Annotated in this window: 24 protein-coding genes; 15 read left to right on the top strand and 9 right to left on the bottom strand. The window is 59.7% G+C overall.

What is annotated here, in order from left to right; all coding sequences use genetic code 11:
• Positions 1-9: 9 nt before the first annotated feature.
• The 4 genes from FX982_RS04240 to dksA all read right to left on the bottom strand — a co-directional run bounded on the left by FX982_RS04240 (position 10) and on the right by dksA (position 4,755).
• Positions 10-2,964 carry a sensor histidine kinase gene (locus FX982_RS04240; protein WP_172609771.1) on the bottom strand — a complete coding sequence of 985 codons (2,955 nt, stop codon included), beginning with the start codon at positions 2,962-2,964 and terminating at the stop codon, positions 10-12.
• Positions 2,948-3,124: a hypothetical protein gene (locus FX982_RS04235; protein ID WP_002552060.1), complete on the bottom strand. Its 177-nt coding sequence runs from the start codon at positions 3,122-3,124 to the stop codon at positions 2,948-2,950. Before FX982_RS04235 ends, FX982_RS04240 begins: the two co-directional genes overlap by 17 nt.
• 119 nt (positions 3,125-3,243) lie before the next feature.
• Positions 3,244-4,131, bottom strand: a complete 888-nt coding sequence (gene gluQRS / locus FX982_RS04230; protein ID WP_172609770.1) for a tRNA glutamyl-Q(34) synthetase GluQRS — start codon at positions 4,129-4,131, stop codon at positions 3,244-3,246.
• A 180-nt stretch (positions 4,132-4,311) separates the two neighbouring features.
• A complete protein-coding gene (gene dksA / locus FX982_RS04225) occupies positions 4,312-4,755 on the bottom strand; it encodes an RNA polymerase-binding protein DksA (protein WP_122536967.1) in 444 nt (147 codons plus the stop codon).
• Positions 4,756-5,106: 351 nt separating this feature from the next.
• On the opposite strand from dksA, the gene FX982_RS04220 reads away from it, so the two are divergent.
• Entirely contained in the window at positions 5,107-6,279 is a 1,173-nt protein-coding gene (locus FX982_RS04220) for a pyridoxal phosphate-dependent aminotransferase (protein ID WP_172609769.1), read from the top strand.
• On the top strand, positions 6,279-7,022 hold the full coding sequence (gene sfsA / locus FX982_RS04215; protein WP_172609768.1) for a DNA/RNA nuclease SfsA: 744 nt from the start codon (positions 6,279-6,281) through the stop codon (positions 7,020-7,022). The genes FX982_RS04220 and sfsA overlap by 1 nt, the downstream gene beginning before the upstream one ends.
• Here the strand turns inward: sfsA and FX982_RS04210 are convergent.
• Positions 7,000-7,329 carry a Rieske (2Fe-2S) protein gene (locus FX982_RS04210; RefSeq protein ID WP_172612975.1) on the bottom strand — a complete coding sequence of 110 codons (330 nt, stop codon included), beginning with the start codon at positions 7,327-7,329 and terminating at the stop codon, positions 7,000-7,002. The genes sfsA and FX982_RS04210 overlap by 23 nt on opposite strands.
• A 169-nt stretch (positions 7,330-7,498) precedes the next feature.
• Here FX982_RS04210 and FX982_RS04205 point away from each other — a divergent pair, with 169 nt between their 5' ends.
• The 4 genes from FX982_RS04205 (at position 7,499) to deoC (ending at position 11,161) form a co-directional block, all read left to right on the top strand.
• Positions 7,499-8,392, top strand: a complete 894-nt coding sequence (locus tag FX982_RS04205) for a heme/hemin ABC transporter substrate-binding protein (protein ID WP_172609767.1) — start codon at positions 7,499-7,501, stop codon at positions 8,390-8,392.
• Positions 8,393-8,442: 50 nt separating this feature from the next.
• Positions 8,443-9,426, top strand: a complete 984-nt coding sequence (locus FX982_RS04200; protein ID WP_172612974.1) for a FecCD family ABC transporter permease — start codon at positions 8,443-8,445, stop codon at positions 9,424-9,426.
• Entirely contained in the window at positions 9,426-10,193 is a 768-nt protein-coding gene (locus FX982_RS04195; RefSeq protein ID WP_172609766.1) for a heme ABC transporter ATP-binding protein, read from the top strand. The genes FX982_RS04200 and FX982_RS04195 overlap by 1 nt, the downstream gene beginning before the upstream one ends.
• A 191-nt stretch (positions 10,194-10,384) precedes the next feature.
• Entirely contained in the window at positions 10,385-11,161 is a 777-nt protein-coding gene (gene deoC / locus FX982_RS04190; protein WP_172609765.1) for a deoxyribose-phosphate aldolase, read from the top strand.
• 189 nt (positions 11,162-11,350) lie between these two features.
• Here deoC and FX982_RS04185 read toward each other — a convergent pair whose 3' ends face one another.
• From FX982_RS04185 to FX982_RS04175, 3 genes are all read right to left on the bottom strand, one after another.
• A complete protein-coding gene (locus FX982_RS04185) occupies positions 11,351-11,629 on the bottom strand; it encodes a TfoX/Sxy family protein (RefSeq protein WP_122536975.1) in 279 nt (92 codons plus the stop codon).
• 240 nt (positions 11,630-11,869) lie between these two features.
• Positions 11,870-12,214 (bottom strand): pentapeptide repeat-containing protein, encoded by a 345-nt coding sequence (locus tag FX982_RS04180; protein WP_172609763.1) that lies wholly within the window; start codon positions 12,212-12,214, stop codon positions 11,870-11,872.
• Between the two features lie 102 nt (positions 12,215-12,316).
• The gene (locus FX982_RS04175; protein ID WP_172609762.1) at positions 12,317-13,852 is read right to left on the bottom strand and encodes an AAA family ATPase; all 1,536 of its coding nucleotides are present in this window, start codon (positions 13,850-13,852) and stop codon (positions 12,317-12,319) included.
• Between the two features lie 133 nt (positions 13,853-13,985).
• On the opposite strand from FX982_RS04175, the gene mrcB reads away from it, so the two are divergent.
• The 3 genes from mrcB to FX982_RS04160 are packed head-to-tail and all read left to right on the top strand — an operon-like array spanning position 13,986 to position 17,416.
• Complete coding sequence (gene mrcB, locus FX982_RS04170) at positions 13,986-16,307, top strand: penicillin-binding protein 1B (protein ID WP_172609760.1); 2,322 nt, start codon at positions 13,986-13,988, stop codon at positions 16,305-16,307.
• A 31-nt stretch (positions 16,308-16,338) separates the two neighbouring features.
• Positions 16,339-17,094, top strand: a complete 756-nt coding sequence (locus tag FX982_RS04165; RefSeq protein WP_172609759.1) for a tetratricopeptide repeat protein — start codon at positions 16,339-16,341, stop codon at positions 17,092-17,094.
• Complete coding sequence (locus tag FX982_RS04160; RefSeq protein WP_122536980.1) at positions 17,087-17,416, top strand: YqcC family protein; 330 nt, start codon at positions 17,087-17,089, stop codon at positions 17,414-17,416. Before FX982_RS04165 ends, FX982_RS04160 begins: the two co-directional genes overlap by 8 nt.
• Positions 17,417-17,419: 3 nt before the next feature.
• On the opposite strand, the gene FX982_RS04155 is transcribed toward FX982_RS04160, so the two are convergent.
• Positions 17,420-17,848: a DUF4124 domain-containing protein gene (locus FX982_RS04155; protein ID WP_172609757.1), complete on the bottom strand. Its 429-nt coding sequence runs from the start codon at positions 17,846-17,848 to the stop codon at positions 17,420-17,422.
• 411 nt (positions 17,849-18,259) lie between these two features.
• Here FX982_RS04155 and FX982_RS04150 point away from each other — a divergent pair, with 411 nt between their 5' ends.
• The 6 genes from FX982_RS04150 to msrQ all read left to right on the top strand — a co-directional run bounded on the left by FX982_RS04150 (position 18,260) and on the right by msrQ (position 24,242).
• Entirely contained in the window at positions 18,260-19,984 is a 1,725-nt protein-coding gene (locus FX982_RS04150; protein ID WP_172609755.1) for an acetolactate synthase 3 large subunit, read from the top strand.
• A 2-nt stretch (positions 19,985-19,986) separates the two neighbouring features.
• Positions 19,987-20,478, top strand: a complete 492-nt coding sequence (gene ilvN, locus FX982_RS04145; protein WP_093469284.1) for an acetolactate synthase small subunit — start codon at positions 19,987-19,989, stop codon at positions 20,476-20,478.
• A gap of 46 nt (positions 20,479-20,524) precedes the next feature.
• On the top strand, positions 20,525-21,541 hold the full coding sequence (gene ilvC, locus FX982_RS04140; RefSeq protein ID WP_037018564.1) for a ketol-acid reductoisomerase: 1,017 nt from the start codon (positions 20,525-20,527) through the stop codon (positions 21,539-21,541).
• Between the two features lie 147 nt (positions 21,542-21,688).
• A complete protein-coding gene (pssA, locus tag FX982_RS04135; protein ID WP_122536982.1) occupies positions 21,689-22,537 on the top strand; it encodes a CDP-diacylglycerol--serine O-phosphatidyltransferase in 849 nt (282 codons plus the stop codon).
• Positions 22,538-22,608: 71 nt separating this feature from the next.
• Positions 22,609-23,622: a protein-methionine-sulfoxide reductase catalytic subunit MsrP gene (gene msrP / locus FX982_RS04130; RefSeq protein WP_172609754.1), complete on the top strand. Its 1,014-nt coding sequence runs from the start codon at positions 22,609-22,611 to the stop codon at positions 23,620-23,622.
• Positions 23,622-24,242 carry a protein-methionine-sulfoxide reductase heme-binding subunit MsrQ gene (gene msrQ, locus FX982_RS04125; RefSeq protein WP_172609753.1) on the top strand — a complete coding sequence of 207 codons (621 nt, stop codon included), beginning with the start codon at positions 23,622-23,624 and terminating at the stop codon, positions 24,240-24,242. The genes msrP and msrQ overlap by 1 nt, the downstream gene beginning before the upstream one ends.
• Positions 24,243-24,268 lie beyond the last annotated feature (26 nt).

Below are 24,268 nucleotides of genomic sequence, written 5' to 3'. Positions count from 1 at the left end.
TCGACGGTCTCAGTTCACGGCGGACGTCGCTTCGACATGTCGCGGTAAGGTCACCCGAATCCGGGTTCCGCGTTGGTGCTCGGGGTCAGCCGGGCTGTCGATGGTGATTTGTCCATAATGCTCTTCAACGATGGAATAGACCAGCGCGAGGCCCAGCCCTGTCCCTTCGCCCGGATCTTTGGTGGTGAAGAAAGGTTCGAACAAGCGGTCCATGATGGCTTTCGGAATGCCGCTGCCTTCGTCTTCGACGATCAGGTCGACCGTGTGTTCGGAGGCCTCGCTTTTCACCCGTACTGCACTGCCGGCGGGCGATGCGTCGCGGGCGTTGGACAGCAGATTGATCAACACCTGCGCCAGCCGTTGGGGATCGCCATCGACCCAGTGGTTAGGGTTGCACAGGTTATAGAACTGCACTTCGAAATTACGGCGGTTCAGCGCCAGCAGACCAATGGCATCCTGCGCCACCTCTGCCAGGCATACGGGTTCGTCGGCATGCTGATGCCCACCGGCGTGGGCGAAGCTCATCAGCGACTGCACGATGCGCGAGACACGTTTGGTCTGTTCGATGATCTGGCTGCTGATTTCCGTCAGCTCGGCGTCTTCTTCCCGTTCTTCGCGAAGGTTCTGCGCCAGGCAGGCAATGCCGGTGATTGGGTTGCCGATTTCGTGGGCAACGCCGGCGGCCAGTCGGCCGATGCTCGCAAGCCGTTCGGAGTGCACCAGTTTGTCTTCGAGCATCTGCGTGTCGGTCAGGTCTTCAACCAGAATCACCAGCCCGCTGTTGCCCGGCGCGAGCGGCTCGTCGATGGCTGCTTTGTGCAGGTTGAGCCAGCGAGTCTGGCCGTCCAGGCCCAGGCGCTGTTTGTGCAAGTGCTCGTCAGGTACGTTGATGAACCCCAGCAGCAGTTGCTTCCAGGGATCGACGATGGTCTCGAGCCGTGATCCGACGACGCGCTGAGCGCCGATGCCGGTCAACTCCTCCATGGCCTTGTTCCACATCAGGATCTCTTGATCCTTGGCCAGGGAGCACACGCCCATCGGCAGCTCTTGAAGGGTCTGGCGGTGATAACGGCGCAGGGCGTCGAGCTCGGCAGCCAGGCCGGTGAGCCGGGAGTGGTAATCCTCGAGCCGGCTTTCAATGAAGTGAATGTCCTCGGTGACATAGTTCTCGCTGCCGGACTTGTACGGCAGGAACGTCTCGACCATGTCCTGGGCAACACTTGGTCCCATCAGCCCGGAGAGGTTGGCTTCGATACGGTCGCGTAAACGCCGCAGCGCATATGGCCGGCGCTCGTCGAACGGCAGGTAAAGATCCCGCAGCGCCTGTTCGACTTCCTTCTGCGCGGCCTTCGCGCCCAAGGGTTTGGCCAGTTGGGTCGCAAACTCCTGAGGAGAGGCTGCGTGCAGTTCGCGGCGCTGGGGGCGGCGAACGTTGTCCACCGCGCAGGCCTCGGCCGCACTCGCCTCTTCGGGACTGGGATTGCTGAACAGCGAAATCAGGGTGAAAACCAGCACGTTGGCCGCTAGAGAGGCAATTGCCGCCATATGCCAGCTGGTGTCATCCAGCACGTAAATCATGTTCAGCAGCGGGATGTAGAACCCCTGGAAGTCGCCGATCAGCGGCAGCAACATGCTGAAAGTCCAGACCGCGATGCCGGCGATCAGCCCCGCCATGAAACCGCGACGGTTGGCAGCCGGCCAGTACAGAACGGACAGCACACCGGGCAGAAATTGCAACGTCGCTACGAACGCAACGATGCCCAGATTCGCGAGATTCTGCTTGGCGCCAAGCAGCAGATAAAAGCCAAACCCGGCCATGATGATCGCGACGATCAGGCCGCGCCGGGTCCACTTCAGCCAGCGATAGATATTGCCTTCGGCTGGCGGCTGATAAAGCGGCAGCACCAGGTGGTTCAGCGCCATGCCGGACAGCGCCAGCGTGGTGACGATGATCAGCCCGCTTGCCGCGGAAAGCCCGCCGATATAGCCAAGCAAGGCCAGGGTCTTGCTGTGGGCGGCGATGCCAATACCCAGCGTGAAGTACTCGGGGCTGGTCGTGGCGCCCAGTTTCAGCCCGGCCCACAGCACCAGGGGTACTGCCAGACTCATCAGCAGCAGAAACAGTGGCAGCCCCCAACTGGCGCTGACCAGCGAGCGCGGGTTGAGGTTCTCGGTGAAGGTCATGTGATACATGTGCGGCATCACGATGGCCGAGGCAAAGAACACCAGCAGCAGCGTCCGCCAAGGGCCTTCCTGCAGTGGCGTGTGCAATGCCGCCAGTGCGCTTTGGTTCTGCAGCAGCCATTGTTCAAGGCTCTGCGGCCCGTCGAACACGCCATACAGCGCATAGAGACCGATGCCGCCGATGGCGACCAGTTTGATGACCGACTCGAAGGCAATGGCGAACACCAGCCCTTCGTGTTTTTCCCGCGTAGCGATATGGCGCGAGCCGAAGAAGATGGTGAACAGTGTGATCAGCACGCAGAACGCGAAGGCCACGTAGTTGCGCACAGGCTCCCGGGTAAGAATGCCGATGGAGTCGGCGACGGCCTGAATCTGCAGCGCCAGCAATGGCAACACACCGATCAGCATGAAGATCGTCGTCAATGCCCCCGCCCAGGTGCTGCGAAAGCGGAACGCGAACAGATCGGCCAGGGACGAGAGCTGGTAGGTGCGAGTGATTTTGAGAATGGGGTAAAGCAGAACGGGGGCGAGCAGGAAAGCGCCGGACACACCCAGGTAACTCGACAGAAAGCCGTAGCCGTATTCGTAGGCCAGGCCGACCGTGCCGTAAAACGCCCACGCACTGGCGTAGACGCCAAGTGACAGTATGTAGGTCAGCGGGTGACGAATGATCCAGCGCGGGATCAGGCCACGTTCGCTGATCCAGGCAACGCCGAACAGCACCGTCAGGTAGGCGGCACTGACCAGAATCATCTGGGTCAGGCTAAAGCTCATCGGCATCTCGTTGGCTCTGCAGAATGAAGGTCACTACGATCAGGATCAGCCACAGCATGTACGGCCTGTACCAGGCGCCCGTCGCGTCGATCCACCAGTCCATGATGGCCGGGGAGAACAGATAGATGCCCACCACCAGTAGCAGGACCAATCGATAAATGTACATTTGGCCTCCCAGGTTGACTGACAAGAGATGACGGAGCGGCATGGTAACGGATGGCGATGGGGCTGCAAGCGACGTTTCCGCCAGCTTTGTGCTGCCCCATATGAATCGGCCGCGGGAGCTCAGTCTATTCGAGCTTCCTCGATAGCGCCGAGGCGAGGTATCGAATCGGCATTCCAGTGCGCAATGGCCCAGTCCAGCACCGCGCGGGGTGTCGCGTCGTTCAGTTCACCCGGCGTCTTTTGCCCCAGGGCACGTAAACCCCGGAGCAGCAGCGGCGTGGCCTGATCAGGCGGCAGCGGCGGCGAACGGTAGGATTTCCCCAGCTTATGACCGTCGGGTTGTGTGATCAGCGGCACGTGAAGGTAACGTGGTTGCGGCAGGCCCAGCAGTTCTTGCAGGTACAGCTGACGTGGCGTGGAGTCGAGCAGATCGGCGCCGCGTACGATGTCGGTCACGCCCTGCCAGCCGTCGTCCAGGACAACCGCCAGTTGGTAGGCGTAGAAGCCGTCCCGTCGCCGAATGATGAAATCCCCCGCGTCGCGCCCCAAATGTTGACGAAACTCGCCCTGAACCCGGTCTTCGAAGCGGTATTCCAGCTCAGGCACCCGAATCCGGATGGCCGCGTCTTCGGGTGAGTGCCCGGCGTTGCGGCAAAAACCCGGGTAGATCCCGTTGTAGTCTTCCAGTTGCTTGCGCGAACAGGTGCACGCGTAAGCAAGCCCGTGGTTGAACCACCGATTGATGATCTCCTGATAAGCCTCATGCCGGTCGCTTTGCCTCACCAGTTCGCCGTCCCATTCGAATCCGTAGGCTTCGAGTGTCTGGAGTATTCCTGCCTGGGCACCCTGGACTTCGCGGGGAGGGTCGAGATCCTCCATGCGCATCAGCCATTTCCCGCCGACCGAGCGGGCGTCGAGGTAGGAGGCCAGCGCTGCGACCAGAGAGCCGAAGTGCAGATAACCGCTGGGGGTTGGCGCAAAGCGCCCTGTATAGGAAGGGTTTTTCATGGGCGCTGATGGTACTGGAAATAAAACGTACGAAATACCGGACGACTGGCCGTGCTGTGTGGGAAAACGCAACGCATCCGTGTAGCGCCTTCCTGCCGGCACCGTTGTCCGCTCGGTAGATCGATATAGGCAAAACAAAAAAAGGACGCCGAGGCGTCCTTTTCTACTGGAGCAACAGGGTCATTTACCGACCTGTTTTTCCTTGATTTCAGCGAGGCTTTTGCAGTCAACGCACATGTCAGCCGTTGGACGGGCCTCGAGGCGCTTGATACCGATCTCGACGCCGCACGATTCGCACCAGCCGTATTCCTTGTCTTGAATCAGCTGCAGCGTCTTGTCGATCTTCTTGATCAACTTGCGCTCACGATCGCGGGCGCGCAGTTCCAGTGCGAACTCTTCTTCCTGGCTTGCACGGTCGGCAGGGTCAGGGAAGTTAGCCGCCTCGTCCTTCATGTGAACAACCGTGCGGTCAACTTCTACCATCAGATCCTGCTTCCACTGGGACAGGATTTTGGTGAAGTGCTTGCGCATGGGTTCGCCCATGTATTCCTCGCCCTTCGTCGCAACGTAGGGTTCGAAACCACTGATTGCCGGGGTGCTCTTTTGCTTTTCTTCGGTGGGCATGAACGGACCGCCTCTCACTCTTCTAAGCCATTACACAGGTTAAGATCCATCGCCGACACCTGCCGGCCCTGCGGCTGCAAGCGGGCGAACTTACCAGATCGAATCGGAGCGCGCTACTCCCGGTTGTCGAGGATGGCCTGCAGCACGCACCCGAACTATGACCACAGCCTGAGCGCCCGGTTTTATCTATTTTTGCAGTGCGCCGAGTTTAGTGCGTGTGGCGCAAGTCCCCGGTTTGCCGGCCTGTCGATTGCAAGTTGCTGCTGCCCAGGCGGATAAACGCTGTAGCCCTCTCGGGCGGATGGGTAGAATCGGCGACTTCTCTCGCCACCCCTCACCAAAGGAAGGCCTATGCCACAGCCCTACAGTGCGCGCAGCCGCGCCATAGAACCCTTTCATGTGATGGCGCTGCTGGCGCGGGCGAATGAACTGCAAGCGGCGGGGCATGACGTCATCCACCTTGAGATAGGCGAGCCGGATTTCACTACGGCCGAGCCGATCATCAAGGCCGGTCAGGCGGCGTTGGCCGCTGGCAAGACCCGATACACGGCGGCCCGTGGTCTGCCGGAATTGCGCGAGGCGATCTCGGGCTTTTACGCTCAGCGTTATGGCGTGAACGTCGATCCGGGCCGGATTCTGATCACGCCGGGCGGTTCCGGTGCGTTGCTGCTGGCGGCGAGTCTGCTGGTCGATCCCGGTAAACACTGGCTACTGGCCGATCCGGGTTACCCCTGCAACCGGCATTTTCTGCGTCTGGTGGAGGGCGCCGCTCAACTGGTGCCCGTGGGTCCGGACGTGCGCTATCAGCTGACGGCCGATCTGGTCGCTCAACACTGGAACGAGGACAGCGTCGGTGCGCTTGTGGCGTCACCGGCTAATCCGACCGGGACGCTGCTGCACCGCGACGAGTTGGCCGCGCTTTCGGCGTCGCTCAAGGCGAGGGATGGGCACCTTGTGGTTGACGAGATTTACCATGGTTTGACCTACGGCACCGACGCGAGCAGCGTGCTGGAAGTCGACAATGACGCCTTCGTGCTGAATAGTTTTTCCAAGTATTTCGGCATGACCGGTTGGCGACTCGGTTGGCTGGTTGCCCCCGAGGCGGCGGTCGGCGATCTGGAAAAACTGGCGCAGAATCTCTACATCAGCGCGCCGAGCATGGCGCAAAGTGCGGCGCTTGCCTGCTTCGAGCCGCAAACCCTGGAGATCCTTGAACAACGTCGAGCCGAGTTTGCCCGCCGTCGTGATTTCCTGCTTCCGGCGCTGCGCGAACTGGGTTTCACCATTGCCGTGGAACCGGAAGGCGCCTTCTATCTATACGCAGACATCAGCGCATTCGGCGGTGATGCGTTTGCGTTCTGCCATCACTTTCTGGAAACCGAGCACGTCGCGTTCACACCCGGGCTGGATTTCGGTCGCTACCGCGCCGGCCATCACGTGCGCTTCGCCTACACCCAGAGCTTGCCTCGGCTTCAGGAAGCGGTCGAGCGAATAGGTCGTGGCCTGCGGAGCTGGCAAGGCTGATGCGTTTTACTCCCTCGCTTGAAGAAGGCCGGCTGATCCAGCGCTACAAGCGCTTCCTCGCCGACATCGAGACCGCCAGCGGCGAGCTGCTGACGATTCACTGCCCCAATACGGGCTCCATGTTCAATTGCATGATGCCGGGTGGCCGCGTCTGGTTCAGCAGGTCCAATGACCCCAAGCGCAAGCTTCCGGGCACCTGGGAAATCACCGAAACGCCACAGGGTCGGCTCGCCTGCGTCAACACCGCGCGCGCCAACAAGCTGGTAGAAGAAGCGCTTCTGGACGGCGTGATTACGGAGTTGGCGGGGTTTACGGCGCTTAAGCGAGAAGTCGCCTACGGTCAGGAAAACAGCCGCGTTGACTTCCGTCTGGATTACCCCGATGGCCCGTTGTACTTGGAAGTCAAAAGCGTGACCCTGGGTTTTGATGACAGCCGGGTCGCTGCGTTTCCCGATGCTGTCACTCAGCGCGGCGCGAAGCACCTGCGTGAATTGGCAGCGTTGGCCAGGGAGGGCGTGCGCGCAGTGTTGCTGTATTGCGTGAACCTGACAGGGATCGATGCCGTGCGGCCCGCCGCCGAAATCGACGCGGCCTACGCCTCAGCCTTGCTTGAGGCGGCTGCGGCAGGGGTTGAAGTCCTGGCGTATGGCGTGGAGCTGACCCCTGACGAAGTGCGCATTGATCGGCGGCTTGAGATTCATCTCTCGGAAACGCGCCCGCTCAGTCCGGTGCCACTGGATTAATCCAGATGCCCTGAGCGTCTTCGCTGCAGTCGATGGCCCTCAGGGATTTGCCCTCGCAAGGGCCGGCGACGCACTCGCCGCTTTCGATCAGGAACAGCGCACCGTGGGTGGCGCATTGGATCAGACTGGCGCTGGCATCGAGAAACTCATCGGGCTGCCATTCCAGCGCCACCCCTCGATGGGGACACCTATTGGCGTACACATAAACCTGACCGCCTCGCCGGACGGCCAGAATCTTGAACTCATTGACATCGAATCCGAGGCTTTTGCCTTCAATCAGCGCAGCGCTGTCGCACAGGTATTTCAGCGGGGTCTCCTTGGCGCTTGACGCTCAAATGCAAATAATTATCAAATGCCTGGCCGTAGCAGGCTGCGCATTCTGCCAGCAGTCAAACCCGCCAGTCGATGAACGAAATCCGATCGGTCGCACCTTGAGGTGATCGACTGAGCCTTCCTTTATAGAGGACCCACCGCTTATGCGCTTCACCTCCCGATTGATCGCGATCGTCACGGGGCTTTTTATCGCCCACCTGGCAGCCGCCGCTTCACCCGAGCCGCAGCGGTGGGTCAGTGCCGGCGGCGCCTTGACGGAATGGATAGTCGCTCTGGGCGGAGAGTCGCGTCTGGTGGGCGTGGACAGCACGAGCCAGCACCCGCGGTCGGTCAAATCGCTGCCGGGCATCGGTTACCAGCGACAGCTGTCGGCGGAAGGCATCCTCACGTTGCGTCCGAACGTTCTGATAGGCACCGAAGAAATGGGCCCGCCGCCAGTTATCCAGCAACTGCGTACGGCCGGCGTGCAGGTCGAGGTGTTGTCGGCCAGTGCAGAGCTGCCCGCGCTCCAGGCCAGTCTTGAAAGACTCGGCGCATTACTGGGCAGGGAGGGCGAGGCGCGGCAGTTGAGCGACCAATACATCCATCGGCTTGCGACGGAGCATCAGCGAGTGACGCAACTGAAGCGTGCCGCGCCGGGTGTTCTGTTGCTGGTGAGCCACGCGGGGAGCGCGCCGATGGTGGCTGGCGCAGGCACTGTCGGCGACTGGCTGATCACTCAGGCTGGCGGCCGCAATCTGGCTGCCCATAGCGGCTACAATGTGTTTTCCACTGAGGCGATGAGCGGACTGAATCCAGACGTGCTCGTGGTCAGCGACCGGGCGCAAAACAGCGTTCAGCCACGGGAGGCATTGCTGCGTGAAAATCCGCTGCTCGCGGCAACCAGGGCCGTCCGGGATAACCGCGTGATCGAGATTGATCCGACGTTACTGGTGGGCGGTCTTGGGCCCCGATTGCCGGACGCAGTCAAGTCACTGGCAGACGCGTTCTATCCTGATGCCGCACTGCTCAACGCCAGGGTCTCGAGCGCTCAATGAAGCTTGATCTCGCCCCCAAGACGCTGTTCATCGCGCTGGGATTTGCCTGCTTGCTGGCGATATGGCTGTCCCTCGCCCTCGGCCCGGTCAGTCTTCCGATGCTGGACACCCTGCGCGCGCTGCTTCATCTGATGGGCGTGCCGGTGGCGGAGGACAACCTTCAGCAGGCGGAACTGATCGTGGGCCAGATTCGCCTGCCCCGTACGTTGCTTGGGCTGGCTGTCGGTGCTGTGCTGGCCGTGTCCGGTGTGGCGATGCAGGGTTTGTTTCGTAACCCTCTCGCGGATCCCGGTCTGGTCGGGGTTTCCAGTGGCGCGGCACTGGGCGCGGCGGTGGCCATTGTCGCCGGAGCATCCATAGGCGGTTTGCCTGAGACATTCCAGCCTTATCTGCTTTCAATCTGCGCCTTCGCCGGAGGGCTTGGGATCACGTCAATCGTCTATCGGCTCGGACGCCGTGATGGCCGGACCAGCGTCAGTACCATGCTGCTGGCCGGCGTGGCGATGACTGCGCTGGCCGGGTCGATCATCGGCCTGTTCACGTATCTCGCCGATGACGCCAGCCTGCGCACGCTGACGTTCTGGAATCTGGGCACGCTCAACGGTGCCAGTTATGCACGGCTCTGGCCTCTTTTACTGGTTTGCGTGGCGGTGATCCTGTGGCTCCCGCGTCGAGCCAAAGCGCTTAACGCGCTGCTGCTTGGAGAATCGGAGGCGCGTCATCTGGGCATCGAGGTCGAACGCCTCAAGCGCGAGCTGATTCTGTGCATCGCACTTGGTGTGGGGGCAGCCGTCGCGGCGGCGGGGCTCATCGGTTTCATCGGCCTGATCGTGCCGCACCTGGTGCGACTGCTGACCGGGCCGGACCACCGCGTTGTTCTTCCCGCCTCGGCGCTGGCCGGCGCGACGCTGCTGCTCTTCGCAGACATCTTCGCCCGGCTGGTGATGGCGCCCGCGGAGCTGCCGATCGGGATTGTCACCGTATTCATCGGCGCGCCTTTTTTCCTTTTCCTGCTGGTTCGAGGGCGTAACTGATGATGATCGCCAAGGACCTCGGCATCATCCGTGATGGCAAACAGGTGTTGGCCTATATCGACTTGGCCGTGGCGCCCGGTCAGATGCTCGGCGTGCTGGGCCCCAATGGTGCTGGCAAAAGTACGCTGTTGGCGGCTTTGTGCGGCGAGCTTGCCCCGTCCCACGGCGAGGTGTCGCTGGACGACATTCCACTGAAGCAGTGGCGTGGCTCTGAGCGGGCGCGGCGATTGGCTGTGCTGCCGCAGGCCTCGACATTGAATTTCGCGTTCAAGGTCGAGGAAGTGATCGCTATGGGCCGCTTGCCCCATGAAAGCGGTCAGCAACGTGACGGTGAAATCATCCAGCATGCCCTCGAGGCCGCCGATGCAATGCACCTGCTCGGCCGCAGCTATCTGACGCTGTCGGGGGGCGAGCGTCAGCGGGTCCATCTAGCGCGGGCGCTGGCTCAGGTTTGGCCTGGGGAGGAGGGGCAGGTTCTGTTGCTGGACGAGCCCACCTCGGCGCTCGACCCATTGCACCAACACACCACGCTGTTGGCCGTTCGCGCGTTCGCCGACCGTGGCGGCGCGGTGATGGTGATCCTGCATGATTTGAACCTGGCGGCCCGTTATTGCGATCGCTTGTTGTTGCTGAGTCAAGGTCTCGCGTATTTATCTGGCACGCCACAGCAAGTGCTGACGCCTGAAGCGCTGATGTCGGTATTTGGCCTGGATGTTCTGGTGCAACCCCATCCCGAGCGTGGGCACCCTCTGGTGATCACTCGCTGAAGTGGCTTGGTTATCGACCGCCATCAGTTCCTTTTTTCGATGCAGCAGCCCCATTTCCAATGCTCGTGCAGGCAACGTCCTTCGGACAATTCTTGTAATGACGTAGTCTGGCTCTTTTGCGTCTTTGTGGACGTTCAGGCAGCGGCATTCTCGATTATCGTCGCCTCAAGCAAAGGCATTGAGGGTATGTAATGAACGACATAAATGCGGCGATTGACGTGTATGAGGTCGATGCGTCATTGGCGCAACTGGCTATTGGTCTGATGGAGTTGGCTTCACTGAATGCTGACGACACGCCGGAAAAAATTGTTGCCTTGTGTCATAGAGCACTGACACCGGTCGGGCAGGTTGCCGCCGTCTGCGTCATGCCCAGGTTCGCAGGACTGGCGCGGCGCACACTCGACAGCCTTCATGCGCGCGAGATCAAGGTCGTGGCAGCGGTTAACTTTCCGAGCGGTTCGGCTTCTGTCAGTTCAGCCGAGCTGGAAACCCAGGCGGCGATTCTCGCGGGGGCCGACGAAATTGATCTGGTTTACCCTTTTTATGCGTTGCTTGGCGGGGACAGGCAGATTGGCGCTGAGATCATCAATGCCTGCAAGACCAGGTGCGGTCGGGCAGCGTTGACCGTCACGCTGGAAACCGGTGTGCTGCGTGATCCGCAGGTTATTCACGGCGCAAGCTGTGTGGCGATTGAGGAGGGCGCCAACTTTCTCAAAACCAGCACCGGCAAACACATCCTGAATGCAACGCCCCAGGCCAGCCGCATTTTGATCGCGGCCATCGCCGACTCAGGCGCGCATGTGGGGATCAATGTTTCCGGCAATGTACGAACGCTCGATGAAGCGCGGGTGCATATGGATTTGGTCAAAGCGCGGTTTGGGCCGCGCTGGCGTGAGCAGGGGAGATTGCGGCTCGGGGCCACCAGCCTGTTGGATGATCTGCTGATCCGCTTGGGTGTAGGCGTGTAAATCACGGGCAAAAAAAGACCCGGCAAAGAGCCGGGTCAAAAACCGTGATTAGCCTGATGAGGAGATAATCTGAGAGTCCGAACCAAGGAGCCTTTCAGTTTATCGGCCAGTCTCGCGACCGGATGTGATAATCATAGTGATTCTCATTTGTAAGTCAACAGTGTTCTGCAGACTATTTGCTATGAGCGTTCAGCGTTCCCCGATTGCCCCAGGGCATGCGTTCCTCAATTCGGTGTCCAGGGAGTCTTTGTATTCCTGAGACAGCTCGCTCCAAGGGCGATTCGACAACGCGCCTTCGAGTGAATACAGCAGCGCTTTGGATGCTCGGAAGCCCCTGACCTGGACGGCGCGGTAGGCCTGAATTGCGCCCAGACGGCGCAGGTCGGCGATAGTGTGAATGCCCGCAGCGTGAAGCCATTGAACCGAGGTCTTCCCCAAGTTCTTCATCCCCAATAATTCATCGTCCATGATTGCAGCCCTTTCCAGTCATTCCATGTAATAACTTCTCCGTAGGCCCGAAACAAACTGAAAAGGCGAGCCATGCCCTTGAGCGTAGACGCCCTCGAATCGCTCCGCTGAAAATCTCAGTGGAATACGGCACGCGCCGCCGAACGGTAGGGTCAACTGAGGAGGAAAGGCGAGCACGGGCCCGGCACGGCGGCGCATGCGGGGCGAGAAGTCAGGGCGGGGGTTAGTGGGGTGATGACGTCAGCGGGTGCGATAACGCAGGCGCGTACCGAAATTGACTGACATGAGAATTTCGTCAGCACTCAGCTCTGGCGGGAAGTACGCCCCGGAGATCTGCGCGTGGGCGATGCTTGCACCCTCGAGCCGGGTTGTCCGGAAATCGACGCCACGCAGGTCTGCGGACCTGAAGTAGGCGTCACTGAAATCAATCCCTTCAGCATTGATTTCACGCAGGTCAAGGCCGCGGAAATCCCCAGCCGAAAGATCAACAGGGCCCTGCTTGGGCCGTTCGAGGTTGAAGGCGGTCACGTCGTCTTTTCGCAGTAGCGCGAACAGGGGCGAGTCAAGCTGCTTGGGCTGGTTCATCTGACGTTTCCTTTGTTGGAATTCTGACGCCACTATAATGCCACTAGTGTCGAGCCGTGAAGCGATATCCAGCACGACTCGACCACTGGTGGAGGTGAGGTATCAGAGTCCGGGCAGGTGCTGACGGATGTCGGCGACCAGCTTGTCCAGATCGCCGCTGACGTTGGTCTCGACGTGACGGCTGCGCAGTATTTCGTCAGCGGTCAGCGCTTCGCGGCTGGCGAGCTGCGCTTCGATGACTTCCATGGTTGCGTCGGAAGGGTCCTGATTTTGCGCGCGACGCTGGGCGAGCCAACCTTCGATCACTGCTTTTGGGGCGGCGCAATCAATGATCAGGAATGGGGCCGCTTCCTTCTCGGCGATCTTCGCAGTCGCCTGACGCTGTGGGAGCTTCAAATAAGTTGCGTCGATAACGACTGGCAATCCTGCACGGAGCACGACACCCGCCAGCTCATTCAGGCGCTGATAAGTAGCAGCGCTGACATCGGCGGAGTACAGATCTTCATGGTCGGCGAATGCACGCTTGCGCTCGACATCCGACCGAAGACGGATGGCGCCCAGCGCTTCCACCAGTCGCATCGCGACCTGACTTTTGCCGACCGCCGAAACGCCATGGGTGATGGCCAGGAAGTTGGACGGAATAGCGCTGTAGCTTTCGGCCAGGTTGGCGTAGTTGCGGTACTGGCGAAGTGTCGCGGCGCGCTGCACCTGATCGGCGTTGGCATTCAGGCTGAACAGCGCCACTTTGGCACGGACCATCGCGCGGTAGGCTTTGTAGAAATTGAGCAGTTGCAAGCCTTCGTAGTCGCCGGTCAGTTCCAGGTACTGGCTGACGAGTCGGCGCGACAGGCTTTTCAGGCCGCGATCCTCAAGGTCCATGGCCAGGAAGCCGATGTCCGCATAGACATCCGTCATGCGGAAAGGCTCGTTGAACTCGATGCAGTCGAAAATCACGACCTTGCCATCGATCAGCGTTGCATTGCCCAAGTGGATGTCGCCATGGCATTCCCGCACAAAGCCGTCGAGCTTGCGCTGGTTCATCAGAGGCTTGAGGCGCTCGAAACTGGTGTTGGCCCAGGCTTCCAGCGCTTCCAGCTGGATGAGGTCAGATTTTTCGCTGAGGAAAGGCAGAATCTGTTCAAAGTTCTGCGTGACCGGCGCCATGGCACTGTCAGCGCTGCCGAGCGGATTTTCCATCGGCACCTTGGGCGACTTGAGATGAAAATCGGCGATCTGCCGGGCCATGTCGTCGATATGCGCCGTGGTCAACTCGCCTTTGGCTTGCAAGGTGCTGAGCAATCCGTCCTGCGGGAACTGGCGCATTTTCAGCACGTACTCGATTGCTTCGCCTTCACCATTCAACTGCGGGGCTTCGATGCTGCCGGTGATGGGCAGTACTTCCAGGTACAGATTGTCTGTCAGGCGCTGGTTCAGCATCAGCTCCTGCTCACAGAAATGCTGGCGCGCCGGCAGGCTGGTGAAGTCCAGAAAGCCGAAATTGACCGGCTTCTTCATCTTGTAAACGTATGGGCCGGTGAGCAGTACCCAGGAAATATGCGTCTCGATGACCTGAAATTCTTCGACCGGGTGAGGAAACAGGGCGGGGTTTTGCAACGCGGCTATCAGTGTCTGGCTCACGGACGATCCTTGAAAGGTGATAAGTCGATAGAGAAGTAGCGAAAGGCGGCCATTATGGCCGCTGGAGACAATGCTGCAAACCGCTTAAAGGGCGGTCTGTCGGGGGCTTTGAAAGTGCGTATAATCCGCCGCCATGACCCGATCCCGCTCCCCGAAAAAATCCCCCAAACCCACCAACAGCCGCCTGCGCAGCCTGTTGGGCTGGGCCCTGAAACTCAGTCTTGTCGGGCTGGTGATCCTTGGCTGCTTCGCCGTTTACCTGGATTCCATCGTCCAGGAGAAATTCTCCGGCAAGCGCTGGACCATTCCGGCCAAGGTTTATGCACGGCCACTGGAGCTGTTCGTCGGGCAGAAGCTTTCACGCGATGACTTCCTGCTGGAGCTCGATGCGCTGGGCTATCGCCGCGAAGGCGTGGCCAATGGGCCGGGCGCTGCTGCGGTCAACGGCAACACTGTCGACCTCAACACCCGTGGTTTCCAGTTTTATGAAGGCGCTGATCCTGCGCAGCAGATTCATGTGCGCTTCTCCGGCGATTACGTCGCTGAACTGACCGCCGCCAACGGTGCCAAGCTGGCTGTCGCACGGCTTGAGCCCTTGATGATTGGCGGCTTGTATCCGAAGAATCTCGAAGACCGGATTCTGATCAAACTCGATCAGGCGCCGCCTTATTTGCTCGACACGCTCGTCACCGTCGAAGACCGCGATTTCTACCATCACTTCGGCGTATCCCCGAAGGGGATCGTGCGCGCTTTCTGGATCAACGCATCCGCTGGCCAGATGCGTCAGGGCGGATCGACGCTGACTCAGCAACTGGTCAAGAACTTCTACCTGACCAACGAGCGCAGCATCACCCGCAAGCTGACCGAAGCGATGATGGCTGTTTTGCTGGAGATCCATTACAGCAAGCAGGAGATTCTCGAGGCCTACCTCAACGAAGTGTTCGTGGGCCAGGACGGTCAGCGTGCGGTCCACGGCTTTGGTCTGGCGAGTCAGTATTTCTTCAGCCAGCCGCTGTCGGAGCTGAAGCTGCATCAGGTTGCCTTGCTGGTCGGTCTGGTCAAGGGGCCCTCGTATTACAACCCGCGCCGCAATCCTGAGCGTGCGCTGGAGCGGCGCAATCTGGTCCTCGATCTGCTCGAGCAGCAGGGTATCGCCACGCCGGAAGTGGTTGCGGCGGCGAAGAAAATGCCGCTGGGCGTGACCAAAACTGGTTCACTGGCCGACAGTTCTTTTCCGGACTTCCTTGACCTGGTCAAACGCCAATTGCGTCAGGACTACCGCGACGAAGACTTGACCGAAGAGGGCCTGCGGATCTTCACCAGCTTTGATCCGATTCTTCAGATGAAATCCGAAGCCGCCGTGCGCGAAAGCTTCGCCAAGATCTCGGGCCGCAAAGGCGCTGACGAAATGGAAACGGCTATGGTCGTGACCAATCCGGAAACCGGCGAAGTCCAGGCGCTGATTGGTAGCCGACAAGCGGGCTTCGCGGGGTTCAACCGAGCGCTGGATGCTGTACGGCCGATTGGGTCGTTGGTCAAGCCGGCCATCTACCTCACCGCTCTCGAACGCCCGCAACAATACACCCTGACCAGTTGGATTCCGGACGAGCCCTTCCAGGTGAAAGGCGCCGACGGCCAGATCTGGAAACCGCAGAACTACGATCACAAAGCCCACGGCAATATTTTTCTGTATCAGGGGTTGGCGCATTCCTACAACCTGTCCAGCGCCAAGCTGGGTCTGGACCTGGGCATACCCAACGTCTTCAAAACCCTGACCAAACTGGGCGTGACCCGCGAATGGCCTGCGTTCCCGTCGATGCTTTTGGGTGCTGGCGCTCTGACGCCGATCGAAGTGGCGACGATGTACCAGACCATCGCCAGTGGCGGCTTCAACACGCCGTTGCGCGGGATTCGCAGCGTACTGACCGCCGAAGGGGAGCCGCTCAAGCGCTACCCGTTCCAGATTCAGCAACGTTTTGACCCGGGCTCGATCTATCTCTTGCAGAACGCCATGCAGCGGGTGATGCGCGAAGGCACGGGTAAGTCGGTGTACAACGTGCTGCCAGGCACGCTGAATCTGGCGGGTAAATCGGGCACCACCAACGATTCGCGCGACAGCTGGTTTGCTGGTTTCAGTCAGGACTTGCTGGCAATCGTCTGGATGGGCCGCGACGACAACGGCAAGACGCCGTTTACTGGCGCCACCGGCGCATTGCAGATCTGGACCAGTTTCATGAAGAAGGCCGATCCGCTGCCACTGGACATGGCGATGCCCGACAACGTCGTGCAGGGCTGGGTCAATGCCAGTACTGGCGAAGGCACCGACGCCAGCTGCCCGAACGCCGTCCAGATGCCGTATATTCGCGGCAGTGAGCCGCAACCCGGCCCGACCTGCGGGGGGGCTGCAGCGCCTGCCGATTCGGTAATGGACTGGGTCAAGGGCTGGTTGAATTAAGCCTGGTTGAATTAAGCAAAGAGGATGTGACGTGAACAAGTGGTGGATTCCGGCTGTAACGGCTCTGGCTTTGCTCAACGGTTGCGCGTCCCAGACGCGCAGTGCAATTCCGGTGGTGGATTCAGGGTCACGCGTTTCGAATGGCGAACGTGCTTCGTCGACACGCAGCAACACCTACCGCGCGCCGGTGCAGGCGCCAGCGCAGTCGCAGACGATTCAGGAAGATTCCGGTGTCACGGTCATGGTGCCCGGCGGCGCCAATGCCAGTGGTGCACCTATTTCCACATTCGTGCCACCCACCACGGCGCCGATCAGCACGGCACCGATCAATACGGCGCCGGTTAATCAGGCCCCGGTAAACAACCCGTACACACCGCCGCCGGCCACCAGCAATACCTACAACATGCCAGCGTCGGCGCCGACTGGCATTCCCTCTGCGTCCAGCGGCGGATTGTCAGAAGACGAGCAACTGGATGGGCCCGTGCTGGCGCTGCTGACAACCGCTCAGCAACAGCAGTCCGGCGGTGATCTTAACGGCGCATCATCGAGCCTTGAGCGTGCGCAACGTGTTGCCCCCCGTGAGCCGCAGGTCCTTTACCGTCTGGCGCAAGTACGCCTGGCTCAGGGCGATGCGCCTCAGGCTGAGCAGTTAGCCCGTCGCGCTCTGACCTACGCCAACGGTCGCGCCAGCCTTCAAGCAAGTCTTTGGGGATTGATTGCCCAATCGCGTGAGAAGCAGGGCGACGCCGCCGGTGCAGCGCTGGCACGGCAGAAAGCCAATGGATAAACGCTTTCCGAAAATTGCCGACCAGTTGCTGTTGATCGAGCGCGAATTGCGCGTGCTGGGATGGTGGAAGGACGTGCCGCCCAGCGATGAGTCGCTGTCCAGCCGTGAACCCTTCTGTGTCGACACGCTGGACTTTGACCAGTGGCTGCAATGGATCTTCCTGCCGCGCATGAAGATCATCCTCGAGCAGGACATGCCGTTGCCTACGGCATCTGGCATCCTGGAAATGGCGGAGATGGTCTACGCCAGCCGTATCCGTGAAGCGCGCAACCTCCTGGCGCTGCTGAAGGACTTCGATCGGTTGATCACCGAGGCTGTTTGACCCTTAGTTGCATTGATCGTCGAGGTATTTCTTGACCTCGGCGATGCGTGCCTGCCGCTCTTCTTCCGTGAACCGCCTTAGCTCGCCATCCACCTCCTGTCGTACCCGCGGATTGTTCTGCAGTTGCGCGAGGCTGGTTCGCTGTTCGTCGCACGCCTCTTTGCGCTTGGCTTCCTGGGCGGCAACCTGCTTCCTGACTTTGGCATCGACTGCTTCCTGCTCCCGAGCTCCAGCTTGATTCTGCGGCGGCGGGGCAGGGGGCGCGGCGACAGGGCTCCCTGTATTGATTTCCTGTGCGGTCTGCCCGGCAGGCGGCTGGGCGTCGAAATGCGTTACGCCCTGAGCGTCGACCCATTTGTATATCTGTGCGGCCTGTCCGACCGCCGGGGCGACGGCAAGTGTCAGCGTCGCCGCAAGAATCATCCAGCGCATTCCCGGTTCCTTACTTCTGTGGCAATGGCCGGAAACCTATCACAAGCGGGACGCCACGACCTCATTCGGTGCCTTTTGGCGGGCGGCGGACGAAGAAAGCGCATCGATGACTTGACTTGAGAGGGGCGAATCCCAACAATCCAAAGCTCGCTGTAGAAGGACTGCCAGAAGCAGACCGTCTCGGTAGATCATGAGGCGCACACCCGCGCCGACCCGTAACACCCGCAACGCGTTACCTCGCGCTGGGTGGGAAGACCCCGAAACACTTAAAGGGGCGATCCCAATACTTGCTCAGTCAGTGCTGACGTAGTCGGCGACCACCGTCGCTCATGCTCTGCTTTGCAGTAAACCTATTAAGACCCGTCTCCTCGCTTGTGTGGACGGTATTCTGGCGTTTTAGAGGTGAACAACGTGGAGCTTTTATCTGGCGCTGAAATGGTCGTCCGCTTTTTGCGTGACGAAGGCGTAGAGCACATCTACGGGTACCCTGGCGGTGCCCTCCTGCATATATACGACGCGCTGTTCAAAGAACCGGCTGTGAGCCACATCCTCGTTCGTCACGAACAGGCGGCGACTCACATGGCTGACGGCTACGCCCGCGCCACCGGCAAGGCAGGCGTTGTACTGGTGACTTCGGGTCCCGGCGCAACCAACGCCATTACTGGTATCGCGACCGCCTACATGGACTCGATTCCAATGGTGGTGCTGTCCGGCCAGGTTCCTAGCAACATGGTCGGTACCGACGCGTTCCAGGAAACCGACATGATCGGTATCTCCCGGCCGATCGTGAAGCACAGCTTCATGATCAAGCACCCGTCGGAAATCCCGGAAGTCTTGAAAAAAGCGTTCTACCTCGCTCAATCCGGTCGTCCTGGTCCTGTCGTCGTCGATATCCCGAAAGACATGACCAACCCGGCGGAAAAGTTCGAATACATCTTCCCCAAGAAAGCCAAGCTGCGCTCCTACAGCCCGGCGGTCCGTGGCCACTCTGGGCAGATCCGCAAGGCCGTCGAAATGCTGGTCGCGGCCAAACGCCCGGTCATCTACGCCGGTGGCGGCGTGATCATGGGCAACGGTTCGGCGCCATTGACCGAACTGGCGCAGCAATTGAACGCCCCGGTCACCAACACGCTGATGGGGTTGGGTGCCTATCCGGGCACTGATCGCCAGTTCGTCGGCATGTTGGGCATGCATGGCAGCTACACCGCCAACCTGGCGATGCACCACGCCGACGTGATTCTTGCGGTCGGCGCGCGTTTCGACGATCGCGTAATCAATGGCCCGGCGAAGTTCTGCCCGAACGCCAAAATCATTCACGTCGACATTGACCCGGCATCCATCTCCAAGACCATCAAGGCGGACGTGCCCATTGTCGGGCCGGTTGAGAGCGTGCTGACCGAAATGGTTGCGACCCTCAAAGAGCTCGCCGAATCCCCTGACAAGGAGTCGGTCGCGACGTGGTGGAAGCAGATCGAAGAGTGGCGTGCTGGCGGTGACCTGTTTCCGTACAACCGTGGCGACGGAACCGTCATCAAGCCGCAGACCGTGATCGAGACGTTGTGTGAAGTGACCAAAGGCGATGCCTACGTCACCTCTGACGTGGGTCAGCACCAGATGTTCGCGGCTCAGTACTATCGCTTCAACAAACCCAATCGCTGGATCAACTCCGGCGGTCTCGGCACGATGGGCTTTGGCCTGCCTGCCGCGATGGGCGTTGCGCTGAGTTTCCCGAATGACAATGTCGCCTGCGTCACCGGCGAAGGCAGCATTCAGATGAACATTCAGGAACTGTCGACCTGCCTGCAATACAACCTGCCGGTGAAGATCATCCTGCTCAACAACGGCGTGCTCGGCATGGTCCGTCAGTGGCAGGACATGAGTTACAGCGGCCGTCACTCGCATTCCTACATGGAGTCGCTGCCTGACTTCGTCAAATTGGTCGAGGCATACGGTCATGTCGGCATGCGCATCACTGACCTGAAAGACCTGAAGCCGATGATGGAAGAAGCGTTCGCCATGAAGGATCGCCTGGTATTCCTTGATATCAAGGTCGATGTCGGCGAGCACGTCTATCCGATGCAGATCAGAGACGGGTCCATGCGTGACATGTGGCTGAGCAAGACGGAGCGGACATAACCATGCGCCACATTATTTCGCTATTGCTGGAAAACGAACCGGGTGCCCTGTCTCGTGTGGTTGGCCTGTTTTCCCAGCGCAACTACAACATCGAAAGCCTGACAGTGGCGCCAACCGAGGATCCGACTCTGTCGCGTCTGACGTTGACCACTGTTGGTCATGATGAAGTGATCGAGCAAATCACCAAGAACCTCAACAAGCTGGTGGAGGTGGTCAAGCTGGTCGACCTGTCGGAAAGCGCCCACATCGAGCGCGAACTGATGCTGATCAAGGTGAAGGCCACCGGCGCACAGCGTGCCGAGATCAAGCGCACCACCGACATCTTCCGCGGCCAGATCGTCGATGTCTCCAGCAGCGTCTATACCGTGCAGTTGACCGGGACAAGCGACAAGCTGGACAGCTTCATCCAGGCGATTGGCACCACGGCCATTCTGGAAACCGTTCGCAGCGGCGTTACCGGCATAGCCCGCGGCGACAAAGTGCTGAGCATCTAACCTAATTTTGCAAAGGGCCTTGCGGCCACGTTATCAGGGGAATTTCATGAAAGTTTATTACGACAAAGACTGCGACCTTTCGATCATCCAGGGCAAAAAAGTTGCCATCATCGGTTACGGTTCCCAGGGCCACGCTCAAGCGTGCAACCTGAAAGACTCCGGCGTTGATGTCACTGTTGGCCTGCGCAAGGGTTCGGCTACTGTCGCCAAAGCTGAAGCTCACGGCCTGAAAGTGACCGACGTGGCTTCCGCTGTCGCCGCTGCAGATCTGGTCATGATCCTGACCCCGGACGAATTCCAGTCCCAGCTGTACAAAAACGAAATCGAGCCGAACATCAAGAAGGGCGCAACACTGGCCTTCTCCCACGGCTTCGCGATTCACTACAACCAGGTTGTCCCGCGTGCCGACCTCGACGTGATCATGATCGCGCCAAAAGCACCGGGCCACACCGTGCGTACCGAGTTCGTCAAAGGCGGTGGCATCCCTGACCTGATCGCTGTTTACCAGGACGCTTCGGGCAATGCCAAGAACGTCGCCCTGTCATATGCTTCGGGTGTAGGCGGCGGCCGTACCGGCATCATCGAAACCACCTTCAAGGACGAGACTGAAACCGACCTGTTCGGCGAACAAGCCGTTCTGTGTGGCGGTACCGTTGAGCTGGTCAAGGCCGGTTTCGAGACTTTGGTTGAAGCCGGTTATGCGCCGGAAATGGCCTACTTCGAATGCCTGCACGAACTGAAGCTGATCGTTGACCTCATGTACGAAGGCGGTATCGCCAACATGAACTACTCGATCTCCAACAACGCCGAATACGGCGAGTACGTGACCGGCCCGGAAGTCATCAACGCCGAATCCCGTCAGGCCATGCGCAACGCTCTGAAGCGCATCCAGGACGGCGAGTACGCGAAGATGTTCATCGCCGAGGGTGCCAGCGGCTACCCGTCGATGACCGCCAAGCGTCGTAACAACAAGGCGCATGGCCTGGAAATTATCGGTGAGCAACTGCGCTCGATGATGCCTTGGATCGCGAAGAACAAGATCGTCGACCAAGCCAAGAACTAAGATCACAGATCAGCTTCTTGCATGAAAAAACGCGGCCCTGGGTCGCGTTTTTTCGTTATGGGGGCTCATCTGGTATAAAGCTGCATCGTTTGTCGGCCCCGAGGCCACAAGCATTTGTCGAAATTATTCAGCTGCAAGGTATTGTCAATGAGCGAACGTCCCGAAGAGCCGAACAAGGCTTCTGACGCCGAAAGCCTGCTACCGATCGATGAACACATTGAAGAGGGCCATGACGACGAGGGGCGCAAGGTGCGCCATCGCGGCATTTACCTGCTACCCAATCTGTTCACCACCGCTAACCTGTTCGCCGGCTTCTACGCAATCATCAGTGCGATGAGTGCGCAAAGTGCGTTGAGTGCGGGTGACCAGGCGAGCGCGAGCAAGTACTTCGCGTTCTCTGCCATCGCCATCTTCGTTGCCATGGTCCTGGATGGTCTGGATGGCCGGGTCGCGCGGATGACCAACACTCAGAGCGCCTTCGGTGCAGAGTACGACTCGCTGTCCGACATGGTTGCTTTCGGCGTGGCGCCAGCACTGTTGGCGTTTGGCTGGGCGCTGGGTGACATGGGCAAGGTCGGCTGGATGGTCGCCTTCATCTATGTGGCGGGTGCGGCGTTGCGTCTGGCCCGCTTCAATACCCAAGTGGGCAAGGCCGACAAGCGCTACTTCATCGGCCTGGCAAGTCCCGCCGCCGCGGGCGTTGTAGCAGGCACCGTCTGGGCATTCAGCGATTACGGCATTCAGGGCTCGAAACTGTCGTTTCTGGTTGCGCTATTGGTCGCAGCGGCGGGCATGCTGATGGTCAGCAACATCAAATACAACAGCTTCAAGGAGTTGGATCTCAAGGGGCGCGTGCCGTTTGTTGCCATCCTGGCGGTGGTTCTGGTATTTGCCGTGGTGTTCAGTGATCCGCCGCGTATTCTGCTGCTGATATTCCTCGGCTATGCAGCATCTGGCCCCATCCAATACCTGCTGCGTCTACGTCGCCAGAGGTAGTTAGTCGGCCTGCATTTCCCGCATACTCCGCAGCTATAGATGCTTCAGTTCTCCATAGCTGCGGAGTCATCATGCTGATCAAGATCCCTTCTACATCCGATTGCAAAGAGTCGGATGTCACCCCCGAATCCATTTATCTCTCCCGTCGCGCATTGCTCGGCAGCTCACTTGCAGGGCTCGCCGTAAGCGCGATGCCTGGTTGGGCCCAAGCCGATGAAGCCTCGCGCTACGCCGACGTCGAAGCCGGCGCTGCCCCTGCCTGGTTTAAAGACAAGCTATCTAGCACGAAGTGGCAAGCCGTCACCGTCAAGGACGAGGCAATCACTCCGTTCAAAGATGCGACCCACTACAACAACTTTTACGAGTTCGGCACTGACAAGGGCGACCCGGCGCAAAACGCAGGGTCTTTGAAAACCGAGCCTTGGAGCGTTGTCATCGACGGTGAAGTGGCAAAGCCTGGTCGCTACGCACTCGAAGACTTCATAAAGCCCTATCAGCTTGAAGAGCGTATCTATCGCCTACGCTGCGTAGAGGCGTGGTCGATGGTGATTCCATGGTTGGGTTTCCCGATCTCCGAGTTGCTCAAGCAGGTCGAGCCGACGGCGAATGCCAAATACATCCGCTTCGAAACGCTGCAGGACCCGAAGACCATGCCTGGCCAGCGCTCGGGCTTCGCGTTGATTGACTGGCCTTATGTAGAGGGGCTACGCCTGGATGAGGCGATGAACCCGCTCGCGATTCTGGCGGTGGGGATGTATGGGAGGGAGCTGCCCAATCAGAACGGCGCGCCTCTGCGTTTGGTGGTGCCATGGAAATACGGCTTTAAAAGCGTGAAGTCCATCGTGCGCATCAGTCTGACCAGCGAGCAGCCGAAGACGACCTGGCAAAGCATCGCGGCGAGCGAGTACGGTTTCTATGCCAACGTAAACCCTACTGTAGATCATCCACGCTGGACTCAGGCACACGAACGGCGTCTGCCCAGCGGGCTGTTCAGCCCGAATATTCGCCAGACCGAGATGTTCAACGGGTATGGGGAGCAGGTTGCTTCTCTATACACAGGCTTGGATCTACGGAAAAACTATTGATGCGCTTCATCTACTGGCGAGTGTCGGTGTTCATCGCTGCAGCGTTAGTCCCCATTTATTGGCTCTACCAGGCGTGGATCTTTGCCTTGGGGCCTGATCCGGGGAAGGTGCTGGTCGATCGCCTCGGGCTGGGAACTTTAGTGCTGCTTTTGATCACCTTGGCGATGACCCCATTGCAGCGCACGACGGGCTGGCCCGGATGGATCGCGGTGCGTCGGCAACTGGGGCTGTGGTGTTTTACCTATGTGTCGCTGCACATGCTGGGCTATGGCTTCTTTATTCTGGGTTTCGACTGGGCGCAACTGGGCGTGGAGTTGGTCAAGCGGCCCTACATCATTGTCGGCGCGCTAGGTTTTCTGGGCCTCTTGTCGCTGGCCGTGACGTCCAATCGCTATAGTCAGCGCCGTTTAGGCGTGCGTTGGAAGAAACTGCATCGGCTCAGTTACCTGATTCTCGGGCTAGGGCTGCTGCATATGCTGTGGATTGTCCGGGCTGATCTAAAGGAGTGGGCTATATATGCAACGATCGGCGCACTTCTTCTTTTGCTTAGGATCCCCGTAATTGCTGGGCGTATCCAGCGTCGTCGGGTCAAGAGCGGCAATGTTGCCACCAAAGTTTAAATAAGTGCTTGACGCCCCTCTGGATC

It is taken from the genome of Pseudomonas graminis (assembly GCF_013201545.1).
In the GTDB taxonomy this organism is placed as follows: Bacteria; Pseudomonadota; Gammaproteobacteria; order Pseudomonadales; family Pseudomonadaceae; genus Aquipseudomonas.
Note: the sequence above shows the minus strand (reverse complement) of the source record. Positions and strands in the feature narration are given on the sequence as shown.